At 57.1% G+C, this 18,232-nt stretch carries 20 protein-coding genes; 8 read left to right on the forward strand and 12 right to left on the reverse strand.

The annotated features are described in order from the left end of the window. Nucleotides 1-3: 3 nt before the first annotated feature. Nucleotides 4-1,275, reverse strand: coding sequence for a murein hydrolase activator EnvC (envC, locus tag RTU33_RS13385; RefSeq protein ID WP_312627983.1), 1,272 nt, complete (start codon nt 1,273-1,275; stop codon nt 4-6). 9 nt (nt 1,276-1,284) lie between these two features. After that, nucleotides 1,285-2,829, reverse strand: a complete 1,545-nt coding sequence (gene gpmM / locus RTU33_RS13390) for a 2,3-bisphosphoglycerate-independent phosphoglycerate mutase (RefSeq protein ID WP_312627984.1) — start codon at nt 2,827-2,829, stop codon at nt 1,285-1,287. Nucleotides 2,830-3,078: 249 nt separating this feature from the next. On the opposite strand from gpmM, the gene RTU33_RS13395 reads away from it, so the two are divergent. The 5 genes from RTU33_RS13395 (at nt 3,079) to cysE (ending at nt 6,190) form a co-directional block, all read left to right on the forward strand. After that, nucleotides 3,079-3,510: a rhodanese-like domain-containing protein gene (locus RTU33_RS13395; RefSeq protein WP_312627985.1), complete on the forward strand. Its 432-nt coding sequence runs from the start codon at nt 3,079-3,081 to the stop codon at nt 3,508-3,510. Between the two features lie 17 nt (nt 3,511-3,527). Beyond that, nucleotides 3,528-3,779 carry a glutaredoxin 3 gene (gene grxC, locus RTU33_RS13400; RefSeq protein ID WP_312627986.1) on the forward strand — a complete coding sequence of 84 codons (252 nt, stop codon included), beginning with the start codon at nt 3,528-3,530 and terminating at the stop codon, nt 3,777-3,779. Nucleotides 3,780-3,802: 23 nt separating this feature from the next. Then, nucleotides 3,803-4,270 carry a protein-export chaperone SecB gene (gene secB, locus RTU33_RS13405; protein ID WP_312627987.1) on the forward strand — a complete coding sequence of 156 codons (468 nt, stop codon included), beginning with the start codon at nt 3,803-3,805 and terminating at the stop codon, nt 4,268-4,270. After that, nucleotides 4,270-5,289 (forward strand): NAD(P)H-dependent glycerol-3-phosphate dehydrogenase, encoded by a 1,020-nt coding sequence (gene gpsA / locus RTU33_RS13410; protein WP_312627988.1) that lies wholly within the window; start codon nt 4,270-4,272, stop codon nt 5,287-5,289. The genes secB and gpsA overlap by 1 nt, the downstream gene beginning before the upstream one ends. Nucleotides 5,290-5,368: 79 nt before the next feature. After that, nucleotides 5,369-6,190 carry a serine O-acetyltransferase gene (gene cysE / locus RTU33_RS13415; RefSeq protein ID WP_312627990.1) on the forward strand — a complete coding sequence of 274 codons (822 nt, stop codon included), beginning with the start codon at nt 5,369-5,371 and terminating at the stop codon, nt 6,188-6,190. Between the two features lie 91 nt (nt 6,191-6,281). On the opposite strand, the gene trmL is transcribed toward cysE, so the two are convergent. From trmL to ivbL, 5 genes are all read right to left on the reverse strand, one after another. Next, a complete protein-coding gene (gene trmL / locus RTU33_RS13420) occupies nt 6,282-6,755 on the reverse strand; it encodes a tRNA (uridine(34)/cytosine(34)/5-carboxymethylaminomethyluridine(34)-2'-O)-methyltransferase TrmL (protein WP_312627991.1) in 474 nt (157 codons plus the stop codon). Between the two features lie 204 nt (nt 6,756-6,959). Next, nucleotides 6,960-7,412, reverse strand: coding sequence for a DUF1198 family protein (locus RTU33_RS13425; protein ID WP_312627992.1), 453 nt, complete (start codon nt 7,410-7,412; stop codon nt 6,960-6,962). A gap of 74 nt (nt 7,413-7,486) precedes the next feature. Beyond that, nucleotides 7,487-7,777 (reverse strand): acetolactate synthase small subunit, encoded by a 291-nt coding sequence (gene ilvN, locus RTU33_RS13430; RefSeq protein WP_312627993.1) that lies wholly within the window; start codon nt 7,775-7,777, stop codon nt 7,487-7,489. A gap of 3 nt (nt 7,778-7,780) precedes the next feature. Then, complete coding sequence (ilvB, locus tag RTU33_RS13435) at nt 7,781-9,484, reverse strand: acetolactate synthase large subunit (protein ID WP_312627995.1); 1,704 nt, start codon at nt 9,482-9,484, stop codon at nt 7,781-7,783. A 101-nt stretch (nt 9,485-9,585) separates the two neighbouring features. Continuing rightward, nucleotides 9,586-9,684, reverse strand: a complete 99-nt coding sequence (gene ivbL / locus RTU33_RS13440) for an ilvB operon leader peptide IvbL (RefSeq protein ID WP_312627996.1) — start codon at nt 9,682-9,684, stop codon at nt 9,586-9,588. A gap of 526 nt (nt 9,685-10,210) precedes the next feature. On the opposite strand from ivbL, the gene tisB reads away from it, so the two are divergent. The 3 genes from tisB to dsdA all read left to right on the forward strand — a co-directional run bounded on the left by tisB (nt 10,211) and on the right by dsdA (nt 13,094). Beyond that, entirely contained in the window at nt 10,211-10,300 is a 90-nt protein-coding gene (gene tisB, locus RTU33_RS13445; RefSeq protein ID WP_312627997.1) for a type I toxin-antitoxin system toxin TisB, read from the forward strand. Between the two features lie 224 nt (nt 10,301-10,524). Then, nucleotides 10,525-11,709, forward strand: coding sequence for a multidrug efflux MFS transporter EmrD (gene emrD / locus RTU33_RS13450; RefSeq protein WP_312627999.1), 1,185 nt, complete (start codon nt 10,525-10,527; stop codon nt 11,707-11,709). Between the two features lie 80 nt (nt 11,710-11,789). After that, nucleotides 11,790-13,094, forward strand: coding sequence for a D-serine ammonia-lyase (dsdA, locus tag RTU33_RS13455; RefSeq protein ID WP_312628001.1), 1,305 nt, complete (start codon nt 11,790-11,792; stop codon nt 13,092-13,094). 25 nt (nt 13,095-13,119) lie between these two features. Here dsdA and RTU33_RS13460 read toward each other — a convergent pair whose 3' ends face one another. The 5 genes from RTU33_RS13460 to RTU33_RS13480 form a co-directional block, all read right to left on the reverse strand. Further along, nucleotides 13,120-14,208: an anaerobic sulfatase maturase gene (locus RTU33_RS13460; protein WP_409438247.1), complete on the reverse strand. Its 1,089-nt coding sequence runs from the start codon at nt 14,206-14,208 to the stop codon at nt 13,120-13,122. A gap of 9 nt (nt 14,209-14,217) precedes the next feature. Beyond that, nucleotides 14,218-14,568: a DUF202 domain-containing protein gene (locus RTU33_RS13465; protein WP_312628003.1), complete on the reverse strand. Its 351-nt coding sequence runs from the start codon at nt 14,566-14,568 to the stop codon at nt 14,218-14,220. Continuing rightward, nucleotides 14,558-14,905, reverse strand: a complete 348-nt coding sequence (locus tag RTU33_RS13470) for a DUF202 domain-containing protein (RefSeq protein ID WP_312628005.1) — start codon at nt 14,903-14,905, stop codon at nt 14,558-14,560. The genes RTU33_RS13465 and RTU33_RS13470 overlap by 11 nt, the downstream gene beginning before the upstream one ends. A 114-nt stretch (nt 14,906-15,019) precedes the next feature. Then, nucleotides 15,020-16,513 (reverse strand): sulfatase-like hydrolase/transferase, encoded by a 1,494-nt coding sequence (locus RTU33_RS13475; protein ID WP_312628007.1) that lies wholly within the window; start codon nt 16,511-16,513, stop codon nt 15,020-15,022. Beyond that, on the reverse strand, nt 16,510-18,225 hold the full coding sequence (locus RTU33_RS13480; RefSeq protein WP_312628009.1) for a solute:sodium symporter family transporter: 1,716 nt from the start codon (nt 18,223-18,225) through the stop codon (nt 16,510-16,512). The genes RTU33_RS13475 and RTU33_RS13480 overlap by 4 nt, the downstream gene beginning before the upstream one ends. Nucleotides 18,226-18,232: the final 7 nt, after the last annotated feature.

The following is an 18,232-nucleotide window of genomic DNA, read 5'->3' on the forward strand; positions in this document are numbered from 1 at the left end:
AACTTATCTTCCCAACCACGGCTGTGGATTGACCGCCTGACCCTGGCGGCGAATTTCGAAGTAGAGTGAAGGTCGGCCCTGACCGCCACTGCTGCCCACAAGGGCAATCGGCTGGCCTGCGCGGACCTGAGTGCCGACGCTGACCAGCGCGCTCTGGTTATAGCCGTAAAGGCTCATATCGCCTTTTCCGTGCTCCACCACCACGACCAGGCCGTAGCCCTGCAGCCAGTCGGCGAGGATCACGCGGCCATCGGCGATGGCTTTGACCTCGGTGCCTTCAGACGCACCGATAACCATCCCTTTCCAACGTAGTTCACCCTGGAGCTGTTCGCCATAGCGATGCAGCGTTGGGCCACGAACGGGCCAGAATGCCTGGCCACGAGGTGAGCCCAGGCCGCCGGTACGGGCCATCAGCGAGCGTTCGCTCTCAGAAGGTTTGTAGGTTGTACCTTTACGCGAAGCGTCCTGCTGGCGATCGCGAACGGCCTGCGCCTCTTTGGCTTCTTTTTCGGCGCGTGCACGAGCGGCAGCTTCAGCCTGCGCTATGCGAGAACGCATGCGGGATTCGTTGGCGCGCAGTTCGGAAAGCTGCTGCTGACCGGCCTGAATGGAGGACTCAAGCCCGGCAAGGGTTTTCTTACGTTCGTTACGCGCCTGCTCAAGTTTGGCCTGCTGCGCCTTTTGCTCGTAGAGCAGGGTTTGCTGCTGGCTCTGCTTCTCTTCAAGCAGCGCTTTTTGCGAGGCGACCTCTTCACTGGTCTGCTTCAGCTCGGCGATGGTTTCCTGGCGGGCCTGATTGAGGTAGCCAAAATAGGCCTGCAAACGCTGGCCCCGCTGGCTCTCTTCGCCGCTGAGAATAAGCTGAATACCGGTATGCTCGCCCTGGCGGAATGCCGCATCCAGCTGAGCGGCAAGGTTGCGCTCTTGAGCAGCTTTTTGCTTAAGCAGTTTGGTGATGGAGGCATTCATCTCATCGACCTGCTTATTGAGGTCGGCGAGGGTATTCTGCGTGTCGCGCAGCTTACGGGCGGCGACGGCAATCGCTTCTTCCTGGATTTTAAGCTGGGCGAGCAGGGCTGAGCGCTGCTGTTGCTGCTGGCGTACCGCCTTCTCTTTGCTGGCGATATCGGCCTGAATGGATTTCAGCTGGTCACGGTCATCTGCCTGAGCAGATGCCGCGCACAGCAATACGCCAGCGCTGAACGCGCTGGCGTAACAAACGGATCGGACTGCCGTCGCGATCCAGGTCTTTGAAACAATCGCCTTTCCCCTCATGGGGAGGGATTATTCCACGATGAACAGCGGCTTGCCAGTCATCTCTTGCGGGATTTCCATGCCCATCAGGGAGAGCATGGTTGGGGCGATGTCGGAGAGTTTACCGCCGTCGACCGCTTTCACCGCTTTGTTACCGACGTAAATCAGCGGTACCGGCAGGTTGGTGTGCGCCGTGTGCGCCTGGCCGGTAGAAGGGTCACGCATCTGCTCGGCGTTGCCGTGGTCTGCGGTGATCAGCAGCTGTCCACCAACGGATTCAACGGCTTTGCTCACTTCGTCAATGCAGTGGTCCAGCGCTTCAACCGCCTTCACTGCCGCTTCCATCACGCCGGTATGGCCAACCATGTCGCCATTCGGATAGTTACAGATGATGGCGTCGAATTTACCGCCTTTGATGGCACCGACCAGTTTTTCAGTCAGCTCTGCAGAACTCATTTCTGGCTGCAGATCGTAGGTTGCGACTTTCGGAGAGTTGATCAGGATACGTTCTTCGCCCGCGAAGTTCTCTTCGATGCCGCCGTTGAAGAAGAAGGTCACGTGAGCATATTTCTCGGTTTCAGAGATACGCAGCTGGGTTTTGTCGTTCTTCGCCATCCACTCGCCGAAGGTATTCGCGAGAGAAGCTGGCGGGTAAGCGCACGGTGCGTCGATATCGGCGGCATACTGCGTCAGCATGATGTAGTCGAGGTTAACCACTTTTTTGCGCGCGAAGCCGTCGAAATCTTTGTTTACGAAAGCGCGGGTGATTTCACGGGCACGGTCCGCACGGAAGTTCATGAAGATCAGCGCATCGCCATCTTCCATTGCGGCATCGGCCTGGCCTGCGGCACGGATAACGGTCGCTTTCACGAATTCGTCGTTTTCGTCACGTGCGTAGGCGGCTTCCAGAGCGGCAACTGCGGAGTCGAACTGGAACTCACCTTTTGCCAGGGTCATCAGATCGTAGGCCTGCTCAACGCGGTCCCAACGGTTGTCGCGGTCCATAGCGTAGTAACGACCGATGATTGACGCTACGCGGCCTTTGCCCAGCGCAGCGAATTTCTCTTCGAAGGCAGCCAGAGAGGATTTCGCGCTGCGAGGTGGAGTATCGCGACCGTCGAGGAAAGCGTGCAGGTAGATTTTCTCTGCACCACGCTCAGCGGCCATTTCAACCATCGCCATGATGTGATCTTCATGGCTGTGAACGCCACCGGCAGACAGCAGACCCATAATGTGCACCGCTTTGCCTGCGGCAACAGCTTTATCAACGGCACCGGCCAGCACGCTGTTTTCAAAGAAGGTACGCTCTTTGATTTCCACGTCCAGACGGGTCAGGTCCTGATACACGATACGGCCTGCGCCGAGGTTAACATGGCCGACTTCAGAGTTACCCATCTGACGGTCTGGCAGACCCACTTCCAGGCCGGAAGCGTCAATCAGCGTATGAGGGCGTTTTGCCCACAGGCCATCCATCACTGGCGTTTTCGCGCTGAAGATCGCGTTATCCTGCTGCTCTTCGCGATAGCCATAGCCATCCAGAATCACCAGTACCATCGGTTTTTTAGTATCAGACATTGCGACAACCTCATGCTCACAAGATAAAAAATTTGCGTAATTTTACTACAGCTGAATCGATAAATCTGCCTCAGAAGATCAAAGAACGGGCGCGGCTGGCGGGGCGATTTGGCTATTTTTGATCGAAATTTCTCGTACCACTCCGCAGAAATTGGATTAGCTTAGGTTCGGCTTGCTGTAATTGCCCCCCTGCACAGGTATACTCCTTTCCTGTTTTTTTAATCACTGAGTCGGGAGTTATCACCCCCCATGCAAGAAATTATGCAATTTGTTAGCCGTCATCCCATACTGAGTATCGCCTGGGTTGGCTTACTGGCTGCCGTGCTGTTCACCACGTTCAAAGGCCTGACTTCCAAAATTAAAGTCATCACCCGCGGTGAAGCCACGCGTCTTATCAACAAAGAAGAAGCCATCGTTGTCGATCTGCGCCAGCGTGATGATTTCCGTAAAGGCCACATTGCTGGTTCCGTTAACCTGCTGCCAGCCGAAATCAAAGCGAATAACCTCGGCGAGCTTGAAAAACATAAAGATAAACCCATCATCGTTGTAGATGGTTCCGGTATGCAGGCTCAGGAGCCCGCCAACAATCTGAACAAAGCGGGCTTCGGGCGCGTTTTCGTTCTGAAAGAAGGTGTTGCAGGCTGGAGCGGTGAGAACCTGCCGCTGGTTCGCGGTAAGTAATTTTCTGAGGTAACGTCATGGCCAATATTGAGATCTACACCAAAGCAACCTGTCCGTTCTGCGTACGCGCGAAAGCGCTGCTGAAAGAGAAGGGCGTCAGCTTCCAGGAGTTGCCTATCGATGGTAACGCTGAAAAGCGCGAAGAGATGATTGAACGTAGTGGCCGCACCACGGTGCCGCAGATTTTTATTGATGCACAGCACATTGGCGGCTGTGACGACTTGTATGCGCTTGACGCGCGTGGTGGACTCGATCCCCTGCTGAAATAATCCCTTTTAAGGACAAAAAAAAGATGTCAGAACAAACCAACCCAGAAATGACTTTCCAGATTCAGCGTATTTACACCAAAGACGTTTCCTTTGAAGCGCCAAATGCGCCGCATGTTTTCCAGAAAGACTGGCAGCCAGAGGTTAAACTTGATCTGGATACCGCTTCCACCCAGTTGGCGGAAGGCGTGTATGAAGTCGTACTGCGCGTGACCGTAACCGCGTCCCTGGGCGAAGAAACGGCGTTCCTGTGCGAAGTTCAGCAGGGCGGCATTTTCTCCATCGAAGGTATCGAAGGGACTCAGATGGCACACTGCCTGGGTGCATACTGCCCGAACATTCTGTTCCCGTATGCTCGCGAATGCATCACAAGCCTGGTTGGCCGCGGTACATTCCCACAACTGAACCTTGCGCCAGTGAACTTTGATGCGCTGTTCATGAACTATCTACAGCAGCAGGCTGGCGAAGGTGCCGAACAACATCAGGATGCCTGATGAACGCACGTAAAGCTGCAATGACTGTGATCGGTGCCGGCTCGTACGGCACCGCTCTTGCCATCACCCTGGCAAGAAATGGCCACGACGTAGTGCTTTGGGGGCACGACCCGAAACACCTCGCCGTGCTGCAACAAGACCGCTGCAACGCGGCCTTCCTCCCTGACGTGCCTTTCCCTGACACGCTGCACCTTGAAGCCGATCTCGCCACGGCGATGGCCGCCAGTCGCGATATTCTGGTCGTCGTGCCAAGCCATGTCTTTGGCGAAGTGCTGCGCCAGCTTAAACCGCTGATGCGCGCTGATGCCCGCCTGGTCTGGGCGACCAAAGGACTCGAAGCGGAGACAGGTCGTCTGCTGCAGGATGTTGCGCGTGAAGCGCTGGGCGATGCCATTCCGCTGGCGGTAATTTCAGGCCCGACGTTTGCGAAAGAGCTGGCGGCAGGCATGCCAACGGCGATTGCGCTGGCGTCAACCGACCCTCAGTTCGCGGAAGATCTGCAAAAGCTGCTGCACTGCGGCAAAAGCTTTCGCGTCTACAGCAACCCGGATTTCATCGGCGTGCAGCTGGGCGGTGCGGTGAAAAACGTGATTGCCATTGGTGCGGGCATGTCCGACGGTATCGGCTTTGGCGCGAACGCGCGCACGGCGCTGATCACCCGCGGGCTTGCAGAAATGTCCCGCCTGGGCGCAGCGTTAGGCGCCGATCCTTCCACCTTTATGGGCATGGCGGGGCTTGGCGACCTGGTGCTGACCTGCACCGATAACCAGTCGCGCAACCGCCGCTTTGGCATGGCGCTCGGCCAGGGTAAAGACGTGCAAAGCGCACAGGATGCGATTGGTCAGGTGGTCGAAGGCTACCGCAATACCAAAGAGGTTCGGGCACTTGCGCACCGGTTTGGTGTCGAAATGCCAATAACCGAGGAAATTTATCAGGTATTGTATTGCGGAAAGAATGCGCGCGAGGCAGCATTGACCCTATTAGGTCGTGCCAGCAAGGAAGAGCGCAGCCACCACTAGCCGCAGGGAAACGTCATCATCCCAATGACCCGGTCAGCGCAGAACTGACCGGTCATTTGCTTATCGCCTGGAGTTCGCAATGCCGTGTGAAGAACTGGACATCGTCTGGAACAATATCAAAGCCGAAGCCCGCGCGCTGGCCGACTGTGAGCCGATGCTTGCCAGCTTCTACCACGCCACGCTCCTCAAACATGAAAACCTCGGCAGTGCGCTGAGCTATATGCTCGCCAACAAGCTCGCCTCCTCCATTATGCCCGCGATTGCCATTCGTGAAGTGGTGGAAGAAGCCTACGCCGCTGACCCGGAAATGATCGCCTCCGCCGCCTGCGATATTCAGGCCGTGCGCACCCGTGACCCGGCCGTCGATAAATACTCCACTCCGCTGCTGTACCTCAAAGGTTTCCACGCGCTTCAGGCTTATCGTATCGGCCACTGGTTGTGGAATCAGGGGCGTCGTGCACTCGCCATTTTCCTGCAAAACCAGGTCTCGGTGACGTTCCAGGTGGACATCCACCCGGCGGCAAAAATTGGCCGCGGCATCATGCTCGACCACGCCACCGGCATTGTGGTGGGCGAAACAGCCGTCATCGAAAATGACGTATCCATTCTGCAGTCCGTGACTCTCGGCGGGACAGGCAAAACCAGCGGCGATCGCCATCCGAAAATTCGTGAAGGGGTGATGATTGGCGCGGGGGCGAAAATCCTTGGCAATATCGAAGTGGGCCGCGGCGCGAAGATTGGTGCGGGCTCCGTCGTGTTGCAGCCCGTCCCTCCACACACGACCGCCGCAGGCGTTCCGGCGCGCATCGTCGGCAAGCCGGACAGCGACAAACCGGCGATGGATATGGATCAGCACTTCAACGGCATTCACCATACCTTTGAGTATGGTGACGGCATTTAGCGTATTGCCCGGCGGCTCTCACGTTTGCCGGGCCTACACGAACGTCGAATCTGTAGGTCGGGTCAGGCGTAGCCGCCACCCGACAAATCCTTCAGCTGCGTAAGACCGCGCCCGGATATCCCAGCTGGCGCCATGCCTCATACACCACGACCGACACCGCATTCGACAGGTTCATGCTGCGGCTGTCCGGCATCATCGGAATGCGAATTTTTTGCTCTGGCGGCAATGCATCCAGAATGCTGGCAGGCAAACCGCGGGTTTCCGGGCCAAACATCAGATAATCCCCGTCCTGATAGCTCACCGCACTGTGGGCAGGCGTGCCTTTGGTGGTGAGCGCAAACAGGCGCTGCGGCTTCTCTGCCTCAAAAAAAGCGTCGTAGCTGGCATGGCGCTGAACGGCGGTAAATTCGTGATAATCCAGTCCCGCGCGGCGCAGACGCTTATCATCCCAGGCAAAGCCCATAGGCTCGATGATGTGCAGGCGAAAGCCGGTGTTGGCGCACAGGCGAATGATATTGCCGGTATTGGGTGGGATTTCTGGTTCGAATAAAACGATGTTAAGCATGCTGCCCCCTTAATTGCGCGGGCAGAATAGCAGAAATTTTATTAACCCTCACCCCGGCCCCCGGGGGAAAAATGGCCAGAATAATAACGTCCTGAGTAGTTGGCTCTGTCATTTGAACCACGCCAGCGAACGAGGTTCAGTTTGCGCATCAGGATGACATAAATGAATGACGATCGCCGATACCAGTCGTCATTCACCGTGGTATCAGTGCAGCCAGGTGACGCCATCCTGCGGCATAAACAGCTGATTGTAGCGGTGCTGGAAGGCGTTAAACTCGGCCATATCAGGATCCAGCTCCCGCAAAAAGCTCAGCGCAAGGCGTATTTGCGCGTCGGTGACGGGCACCGCAAGTCGCGCCTTTTGCAGTTGCCTGTGCCAGAAAAGCAGGTTGGACTCACTTGCGTCCACCACTGCCACCTGCCAGATCAGCAAAATCTGTGCAGCATTCTGTAGATGGGCCTCATTTGGGCGGTGCAGATAGCTCAGGTACTCCTCCCCCATCTTTTTACCCATCTGATCGATCATCGATTCGATGTGCATGGGCGTTATATTCAGGCGCTCGCTCAGGCGCTTAATTGCCCGGCGCGAATCCGAAGTTAATACCCGGAACCCCACCACAAATACCACCACCAGCGTGGCCAGCGTCAACCAGATCATGCGTCCTCACAGATTGCTTTTGCCTGCACATCATAAAGGCATCCACGAGTAAGTCGACAGCCAGCCTGAGTTAATTACTCAAAAAACAGGCCCAGCTTATTGAAGACGCCAGGGTCACTCTGGTGGCGCATCACCTCGGTGACGTCTTCAAGCTTGTCGATTTGGCTTATCATCTGTTCCAGACGCTGGTCATTGTTAACCAATAGCCAAATACGGCTTTTATCGCTGTTCTGAATCGGCAGGCACAGAATGCCCTCCACGTTGAATGCACGGCGGGCGAACAGGCCGCATACGTGGGTCATTACGCCCGGGTGGTTGCGCACGGTGAGTTCAAGGATTACGTTGTCATGGGTTGCGTTTTGCATGGCTTATTCCCCCACCATTTCAGTATTTGCGGCACCCGGCGGCACCATTGGCCAGACTTTTTGTTGCGGGTCGATGCGCACGTGAATCAGCGCCGGGCCCGGACGGGAAATGATTTCCTGCAGTGTGGCCTGCGGCTCTTCCGCTGCATTCAGGTCACAGGTTTGCAGACCAAAGCCCTGCGCAATCTGCATAAAGTTGATCATACCTGGATAGGTCGCGGCGAATACGCCCTGCTTGTAGAACAGGCTTTGCTGCTGATGCACCAGCCCCAGCGCCTCGTTGTTCATCAGGATGATTTTGACGTCGAGCTGGTTTTCTGCCGCCGTCGCCATCTCCTGAATGTTCATCATCAGGCTGCCGTCGCCGGAGAAGCACAGCACTTTGCGGTGCGGGTTCGCCAGCGCCGCGCCAATAGCCGCGGGCAGGCCAAAACCCATAGTCCCGAGACCGCCGGAGGTCAGCCACTGACGCGGGCGGTTCAGCGGGTAAGCCTGCGCCGTCCACATCTGGTGCTGGCCCACGTCGGTGGTCACAATCGCATCGTCATCCACGCAGGCGGCCACGGCATTAATCAGGCCGTAGTGCGTTAACGGATCGCCAGCCTGCGGGATCGCCGATGGAAACTCCTGCTGCAAATCGCTCACCAGCTGACGCCACTCGGCGCGCGGCTGCGCTTCGATCAGCGGGATTAACTGGTCCAGCACTTCACCGACGTCTGCCTGAATCGCCACGTGCGGCTGCTTGATTTTACCAAGCTCCGCGCGATCGATATCAACGTGGATAATTTTGGCATTCGGGCAGAACTGCTCGGTTTTACCAATCGCCCGATCATCAAAACGTGCGCCTAAAACAATCAGTAAATCAGATTCTTGCAGGATATAGTTGGTGCTTCGCGCGCCGTGCATCCCGAGCATCCCGAGCGACAGCGGATGCGTTTTCGGCAGCATGCCCAACGCCATTAACGTCATGGTGGTCGGGAGGTTGGCTTTTTCCGCAAGCTTGCGAATATGTTCCGGCGCGTTAATCACGCCACCGCCCAGGTACAGCACCGGGCGTTTGGCGGCATTGATCATCGCTGCTGCGTCGCGAACATCGGAAAGGTTAAACACCGGCGCAGGCGCTTTACAGCCCGGCATTGGCAGGTCGTCGATGTCGATTTCTGCGGTCTGAACATCCTTCGGAATATCCACCCACACCGGGCCTGGGCGGCCAGACTGCGCGATCCGGAACGCGTCGCTGATGACCTGCGGCAGTTCGCTGATGTCACGCACTAAGTAGTTATGTTTGGTGATCGGGATGGAGATGCCGTAGGTGTCCACTTCCTGGAATGCGTCAGTACCAATCATCGAGGCAGGCACCTGGCCGGTGATGCAGACCAGCGGAATGGAATCGAGCCGGGCATCGGCAATGGCGGTGACCAGATTGGTGGCACCCGGCCCGCTACAGGCCATACATACGGCAGGTTTGCCCTGAGTGCGCGCCATGCCCTGCGCAATAAACCCTGCACCCTGCTCGTGGCGGGCCAGCACGTGGCGTATTTGTTTGCTCTGGCTGAGGGCGTCGTACAGCGGTAAAACCGTGCCGCCAGGGATCCCCGTAACGGTAGTGATACCCTGACGTTCCAGCAGGTGAACAATCAGCTGCGCGCCAGTAAAGCGCTTAGCCTGTGAAGTTGCTTGTGACGACTGCGTGCCCGAAGTTGCCATGCTCCAGTCCTTCTTCTTCTGGGCCGACTTTCCGGGGGGCTTTTAACGAAAAACCCCGCCGGTTTGCGCCGGCGGGGTTTTGGAATCGTGTGTTCCGGACCCTACGGCGCATTGCCGACGACGACCACCACACGCACGACGACCACTGCGGCTGGTTGCGCAGTTGGTAGTAGGTTCAGTGCGTTGAAGGTAGCGTTCATTAGGGACCATGACGTTGTGTTATTGACCAGAATCATACAAGCACAGCTTTACAGATTTCGGCAAGGGCTTTATCGCGACTCATGACGTTTTGTGCAATCGATCACATTTCGCTGTAAAACATCAGAAAACAAAAAACCCCGCCGGAGCGAGGTTTTGTCTGCGATCTGCGGGTGGTAGCCGCAAAGCACACTCTGTTACGTCAACCGCAAAAGTATACGCGATCGGCGGCGATCGTGCAATTTTAGCCCCGGTTTTCCGCGTAGTCCCGCATCCAGAACATGACGAATTTCACTTATAAAAACACCTGTTCATATATACAGCATTTATCTATACTGAAGCTGTTCACGGTGAGCCATTTGGGGGCCGCATGTACACCGGCGCGCAATAAGTCCTGGCTGAAACGGGTGGTGCCGTCAGCGCCTTAACCCCCGGGAGAGCACACTGTGTTACGTCAACAACACGGCTGATGACAGGCAGCGGAGAGGTAAGTCAGCCGGAAGTTCTCCTTCACTACGGGAGAAGCGTATGGGTGGAATGGAACTGGCACTGTTAGTCCTGAAACTCATGGTTGCGTTGCTGCAACTGCTTGATGCAGTCCTGAAAACCTTCCGGTGATCGGGTTCAGGCCGTACCGAAGAGGGGCGGGCAACCGCCCCTCTTTTATAAATCGCTGGCAACAATAGTTGCCGAGTGTTGTTTACAAAATCTGCCTGAACCCTGCGAATCAATCAGCCCGACATGGTTGTTCTGTCGTTTTACTGTGGTAGATTTCCACCGCGTTTAACGGATGTGCCAGTCACATATTCTTTCTTTTAAATAATTCACAAAGTATTCATCGCATGAAAAGGCATAAGAACGTCAGTCTGCTGTTGATGTTGGTGCTGCTTGTCGCCGTCGGGCAGATGGCGCAGACCATTTATATTCCGGCAATTGCCGACATGGCGCGCGAGCTGAACGTCCAGGAAGGCGCGGTGCAAAGCGTCATGGCCGCTTATCTGCTGACTTACGGCATTTCGCAGCTCTTTTACGGCCCGCTCTCCGATCGGGTGGGTCGCCGCCCGGTGATTCTGGTCGGGATGACGATTTTTATGCTGGCGACGGTCATCGCTATGACCACCCACAGCCTGACGGTTCTGATTGCCGCCAGCGCACTGCAGGGAATGGGAACCGGCGTTGGCGGCGTGATGGCGCGTACGCTTCCGCGTGATTTATACGAAGGCACGCAGCTGCGTCACGCCAACAGCTTGCTGAATATGGGCATCCTGGTAAGCCCGCTGTTGGCCCCGCTGGTTGGCGGCCTGCTGGACACGGCCTGGAGCTGGCGCGCGTGCTACGGTTTCCTGCTGGTGCTGTGCATGGGCGTAACGTTCAGCATGGCGCGCTGGATGCCGGAAACGCGTCCGCAAAACGCACCGCCAACGCGCTTATCCACCCGCTACAAAACCCTGTTTGGCAACGGTGCTTTTAACTGCTATCTGCTGATGCTGATTGGCGGCCTGGCGGGTATTGCGGTGTTTGAAGCCTGTTCCGGCGTGCTGCTGGGTGCAGGCCTGGGCTACAGCAGCATGGTGGTCAGTATTCTGTTCATCCTGCCAATCCCGGCGGCCTTTTTTGGTGCCTGGTTCGCCGGTCGCCAAAATAAGCGCTTCGCCAGCCTGATGTGGCAGTCGGTCATCAGCTGTCTGCTGGCCGGGCTGATGATGTGGATCCCCGGTCTGTTCGGCGTGATGAACGTCTGGACGCTGCTGGTGCCTGCCGCGCTGTTCTTCTTCGGTGCCGGAATGCTGTTCCCGCTCGCTACCAGCGGCGCGATGGAACCCTTCCCGTTCCTCGCAGGCACGGCAGGTGCGCTGGTCGGCGGTCTGCAAAATATTGGCTCCGGTGCGCTGGCCTGGCTTTCCGCGATGCTGCCGCAAACCGGGCAAAGCAGCCTTGGGTTACTGATGACCCTGATGGGGCTGCTGATTCTGCTGTGCTGGCTGCCGCTCGCCTCGCGCTTTAACCAGCACCAGCAGCCCATCTGATTTTCCCGGCGGCAGGTTTTGCTTGCCCTGTCGCCCGCTTTTTGGCTTTATTCTGGCATCCGTCTGAACAGAGCCTCGCCATGAATGCCATCGAACTGACCGAACTGAAACAGCGCTTTCCACTGGTTGCTGAACTCATTGCGCTACGTGAAACCTGCTGGCTAAATCCAAAATCCTCCTCGCTGGCCGTTGGCCTTCCTTACGTAGGGCTGACTGCGGAGGATGTAAAAGATGCCCATGCCCGCCTCGCGCGCTTTGCGCCTTATCTTGAAAAAGCGTTTCCGGAAACCGCGCCCACCCACGGCATTATCGAATCAGAGCTGATCCCCATTCCGGCCATGCAGCGCCGCCTTGAACAGGAGTACGGTCAACCGATAGCGGGCACGCTGCTGCTGAAAAAAGACAGCCACCTGCCTATTTCCGGCTCCATCAAAGCCCGTGGCGGCATCTATGAAGTGCTGGCCCATGCTGAAAAGCTGGCGATTGAGGCGGGTTTGCTCTCCGTCAGTGATGACTACAGTCGGCTGTTATTGCCCGAAGCTCAGCGCTTTTTCAGCCAGTACAGTATCGCCGTCGGTTCTACGGGGAATCTGGGGATGTCGATTGGCATCATCAGCGCCAGGCTCGGCTTCAGGGTCACCGTACACATGTCTGCCGATGCCCGCGAATGGAAGAAGGCAAAGCTGCGCAGCCACGGCGTTGAGGTCATCGAGTATGTTGAAGATTACGGTGTTGCCGTGGAGCAAGGACGTATCGCCGCCGGGCGCGATCCGAGCTGTTTTTTCATCGACGACGAAAACTCCCGCAATCTGTTTCTGGGTTATGCGGTGGCAGGCGAACGGCTGAAAGCCCAGTTTAGCGACCAGGGTCGCGTGGTGGACGCAGATCATCCTCTGTATGTTTACCTGCCCTGCGGCGTTGGCGGAGGGCCGGGCGGCGTGGCGTTTGGCTTAAAACTCGCCTTTGGCGATCATGTTCACTGCTTTTTTGCCGAGCCCACGCACTCACCTTGCATGCTGCTCGGGGTTTATACCGGCCTGCATGATGGAATTTCGGTGCAGGAACTTGGCATCGACAATATCACCGCCGCAGATGGTCTGGCCGTGGGTCGAGCTTCCGGTTTTGTCGGACGCGCCATGGAGCATTTGCTGGACGGTTTTTACACCCTGGACGATCAAACGCTGTACGACATGCTTGGCTGGCTGGCGCAGGAAGAGCACCTTTTCCTTGAGCCCTCGGCGCTGGCCGGAATGGCCGGACCACAGCGGACAAGCGCTCTGCTGGCACCCGAGAAAATCTGCCAGGCCACCCATCTGGTGTGGGCAACAGGTGGCGGCATGGTGCCGGAAGCCGAGATGGCGCAATACCTGGCGAAAGGACGTTAACTCACCTGCTGACGCAGCATCGCCATCAGCTCCAGCGGCGCTGATTGATTAAATCGCGCATCACCTTCATGTGTGGCGCAGTGTATTCAAAGAATGCACGATAGCCTTCGCATAGCGCACTTTTGCCGGAAGCATCGCGATGTTTTGGGCAGTCTCCGTTGCAGAGCCGCAGCACGGCGCAGGAGTGACATTCCTGCGGCAGCGATGCCAGCTTGTAGTGCCCAAAAGCTGCCGCTTCGGCGCTGCTGTTTATGTCCTCCAGCGTGGTGTGGTGAATATTCCCCAGCCGGTAAGAGGGATAAACGTAGTGATCGCACTGGTACACGTCACCGTTGCTCTCCAGCGCAAAAGCATGGCCGCAGGTTTTACTGAGCGAGCACATCTGTGAGGAAAAACCATTCCAGACCCCGAGCGTGGAATCAAACAACTGCACGAATACCCGACCAATATCCTCACGCACCCAGACGTCAAAGACCCCGCACAGAAACTCACCCCACGCCTTCGCCGACACGGAGTACTCATCCGGCTGATGGCGATCGTTCATCTCCAGCAGCGGGATGAATTGCAGGAACGGCGTGCCGAGCTCGCGCAGATAGCGATACAGGCGTTGCGGCTGCGCGCTGTTGAGGCTGTTCACCACAACTAAAAGATTAAATTCGACGCCGTGCGTCTTCAGGTACTCAATTGCCCGCAGCACCTTGTGATGCGTGGGATTCCCGCTGCGGCTGACGCGAAACGCATCGTGTAACGCTGCCGGGCCATCAAGAGAGATACCCACCAGCCAGTTGTGATCTTTGAAGAACTGACACCATTCGTCGTTCAGTAACACGCCGTTGGTCTGAAAGGCGTTGTAGATGCGTTTCTCCCCGGCGTAGCGCTGCTGAAGCACCACGACGCGGCGAAAGAAATCGAGCCCGCAGAGCGTGGGTTCGCCGCCCTGCCAGGCAAACTGCACGTCGCCGCCGGGCTGCGCATCAATATGCTGACGAATAAAAGCCTCCAGCGTGGCGTCGCTCATCACCGGCTGTTGGTTTTTTTCGAGATAAAAACAGTAGCGACAACGGAGGTTACAGCGCGAGCTGGCCGGTTTAGCCATGACGTGACATCCTGTCATTTCAGTCCCTTAGAATAGTGTTACGAGTTGCTGTAAGTGAGTTATAGCAAACAACAAAGCCAGGGAGAGGACCGCGAGAGCGATCAAAAATTTATCACGCACTGCTCTATTTTGAGAAAAGTCCAGGTCTGTAACATTCATCAGATTGCGGCTGCGGGTGTAGTGCCAGAGGATAAAACTCACCACCATCAACACCGCCACAGAGAGCCAGAACGGCGTACCCGACCGGTGCCAGTTGTGCTTAAGCGCCAGCGCCATCAGCGCGCCGTAGCCAAGCAGGGTGCGGAACCAGGCAAGCGACGTACGTTCTGGCTGAAGACCGGGATCGCTTACGCGACGCGCGCGACGGTTATCCGGCATAGAACACCAGCACAATCACTGCCGCCGCCACGCCTACCAGTGCCATGCTGATAATCAGCAGCCCGCGCGTATAGGGCAGATCGTCTTTCAGGCGCATCGCTCTTTCGTTATTGAGCCAGCGAAGATAACCGTAAATCGCCAGCGCGCCCGCAAACAGGCAAAGCAGGAGCGCCAGCAGTTCACGGATGAGCGGCGTGGCGAAATCCGGAGCCAGTTGGTCAAGACCAACACCCGCGGCCAGAAACCCCAGCGCGGTACGAATCCACGCCAGGAATGTGCGCTCGTTTGCCAGCGAGAAGCGGTAGTCCGGCGCTTCGCCGAGGCGGGATAGCTTCATTGTTGCTCCTTTATCTCATCCATTTTTTGCCGGGCGGCACTACGTTTGCCCTGCCTGGGTACCCTGTAGGCCCGGTAAGCTTCGCGCCACCGGGCAGCAACAGGAAACCGGTCATCAAAACTTCTGCTTCTTCTCTTCCACCTTAACACCCTGAGTGGGCAGCCCGGTATCGTAGTCGCGCACCACCGGCGAGTAGCCATCCTCAGGACGTGGGCGAAACGCGCCCATCCAGCGGGGTTTCGCCTGAGCGCGCCACGGGCGCAGGCTCCACTGGTAGGTCCGGAACGGATCGCGGATTTTGTCCATATAATCCAGCAGGCTGTCGTGCATTTCGTCGCGTACTTTAGCGTAGTCTGCATTCTCAATCAGGTTGCGCAGCTCGTCCGGGTCATTGTGTCTGTCGTACAGCTCATCGCTGGTGAACAGATTCAGCACCAGCTTCCAGCGGTCCGTCACCCAGCAGCGCACCGGGATGAAGCCGCCGAAGCTGTCGTGCTCAATTTCATAGCGGTTAAACTCCACCATCACCCCACGAGCCGCATCCGCCTGCAGGATATTCTCGCCGGGCAAAATGTCGGGCTGATGAATTCCCGCCATCGCCATCATGGTCGGCAACAGATCGACATGACTGACGGGGGTGTCCACCTGCGCAGTCTTACCGCCCGGCGGGCGAATGATAAGCGGAATACGGGTGATATCGTCGTACATCGCCGCGCCTTTACTGATAAGCCGGTGCGCGCCCATCATCTCACCGTGATCGGAGGTGTAAATCACCCAGGTATTTTCCCGCTGCTCCGGCGTCAGGGCGTTGATCACCCGGCCAATCTGATCGTCCACAAAGTCGTTGCAGGCAAAATACATTGGGTGATGGTAGCGGGCATCCTCGCCCACCGGCGACGGCATCGCCTGCGCCCACAGCCTGTGATGCTCGGGTTTGCTGTCCAGGCTATCGCGTCCTTTGTCGCCGAGCTCGTAGTAAAAGTCCTGATACTTCTCAAGATACGCCACCGGGCAGGTGAACGGATGATGCGGCTCGTCGTAGGAGACCACCATCAGGAACGGCTCGTCCTGGCGATCCGGTTTGCCGAGAAAATCGATCGCCCGGTTGCTGATGCGGTACGCCCAGGTGAAGGTTTCATCTATCTGATGCTCCTGCAAATCCTCCACGCTGTTCAGGCCGTTACGCCACAGGCTGATTTGCTCATCGGTCAGCTCCGACAGGTAGTTCGCCCCGTCATACCAGTACCCCGCATCCCACTCGGGCGGGCAAACGCCGGTGCCGAAGTAGTCGTGTCCGTCGAGATGCCATTTGCCGATGTAGCAGGTGCGGTAGCCCGCGTCCTGAAAATAGCGCCCCATCGTTGAGATGTTTTTCCCCGGCGCGACGTTGTTGGTCCATGGCCCGGACTGGTTGGCATAAATACCGGTAAACAGCCCGGCGCGGGCTGGCGTACAGACGGGCGAGCAGGTGTAGGCCGAATTAAAGCGGATCCCTTCCTCAGCAAGTTGGTCAATATGGTTCGTATTCAGCGGCTTCCCGCTATAGCAGCCCACCATGTTGGTGGCCTGGGTGTCGGTCATGATGAACAGGAAATTGGGACGGCTCATGGTTTTTCCTTAATCTCTTTAGCGAAAACGTCAGGCCCTGCGCGGCGCGCCTGCCAGCCCGAAAACAGGAGATACAGCACCACCGCGACGGTGATGCCGTAGCTCAGAACGGTCAGCCATTTCACGTGATAGCCGCCGAACTGCGCCAGCCCGGAATAGACGCCAATCATCGCGAACAGGACGCCAACGGAGGCGATTTTCGCGTTTCGCCACGGTTTCATGTCCACGGCAAAGGCATCATGGAACTTAAACGGCGTGGCGCGCGGCCAGAGGGCGCCGATGACCAGCATCAGCACCACGTTGATGCAGAAGGTGCAGGCCAGCACGTAGAGGAAATGCAGCTCGAAATGCACCAGATATTTCAGGGTGATGTAGCTGAAAATGCCAAAAAGCATGGCGGCTTTGGCCGCCACGGCGGGAATACGCGGGAAGAAAAAGCCCATGATCACAATCGTTACCAGCGGCACGTTGTAGATGCCGTTGAGCTGCTTCATCCAGGTGTAAAGCCCTTCAGGCGCGTTGGCGATCCACGGCGCAACCAGCACGGAGACGATCGCCACGATAAACCCAAAGCGACGGCCCACAGAAACCAGCTGCTCCGGCCTGGCCTGCTCGTTGATAATGCGGCGATAAATGCCCATGCTGAATAGCGTTGACGCACTATTCAGAAAACCGCAGAACGCGCTGATAATCGCGCCGAAAAGTACCGCACTGAAGAAGCCAATCAGCGGCAACGGCATCACTTTGTTGACCAGCGCCGGGTAGGCCATATCGGCTTTCGGCAGGTCCTGGAACAGGTGAAAAGCAATTACCCCCGGCAGCACCAGAATTAAAGGATCGAGCATCTTCAGCACCGCCGTCAGCAGCGCGCCTTTTTGTCCTTCAGCCAGGCTTTTCGAGGCCAGCGTACGCTGGACAATGCCCTGATTGGTACACCAGTAGAACGTGTTAACCAGAATCAGTCCGGTCAGCGCCGCGCCAATAGGCACCGGATCGTGGCTGCCGCCGACAGAGTTGAGCATCTGGCTGTGATCGGTAGTCAGCTTATGAAGACCCGCCGAAAGGCTACCGCCGCCCATCGCCATCAGGCCAAACAGTGGTACCATCAGGCCGCCAATCACCAGTCCGATACCGTTAATCACATCGGCGATGGCTATCGCCCTCATGCCACCGACCACCGCGTAGAGAATGCCGCAAATGCCCAGCACGGCCGACATTGCCCAGATAGCCGCGTTCTGGCTGATGCCAAACGCTTCGGCCACGTGGAACATGCTGTTAAACGCCAGCGCGCCGGAATAAAGAATGATCGGCAGGAAGCAGATGCCTGTGGCAATCAGGAAACAGCAGTCGATGATGATGCGGGTCGTTTTATCGTAGCGTTCTTCAATAAAATCCGGGATGGTGGCGATGCCGCGCTGGAGGTAGCGCGGCAGGAAAATTAAGGCCAGGAAAATCAGAGGAATGGCGGAGATAACCTCCCAGGCCATCACCGACATGCCGCTGCGGTAAGCCTGGCCCGTCAGGCCAACCAGCTGTTCAGTCGACAGGTTGGTCAACATCAGCGATGCCGCAATCACCGGCGCTTTCAGCGAACGTCCGGCCAGAAAATAGCCCTGTTGCGAAGCCGTGTCGGCCTTGCGTAACTTCCACCATGTAATCAATGCCACCAGTAGGGTAAATGCTATAAAGCTCACAATCTGTTGAATGTTCATCTTGCAG

The sequence above is a fragment of the Scandinavium sp. genome, from assembly GCF_032012665.1.
Classification (GTDB): Bacteria; Pseudomonadota; Gammaproteobacteria; order Enterobacterales; family Enterobacteriaceae; genus Scandinavium.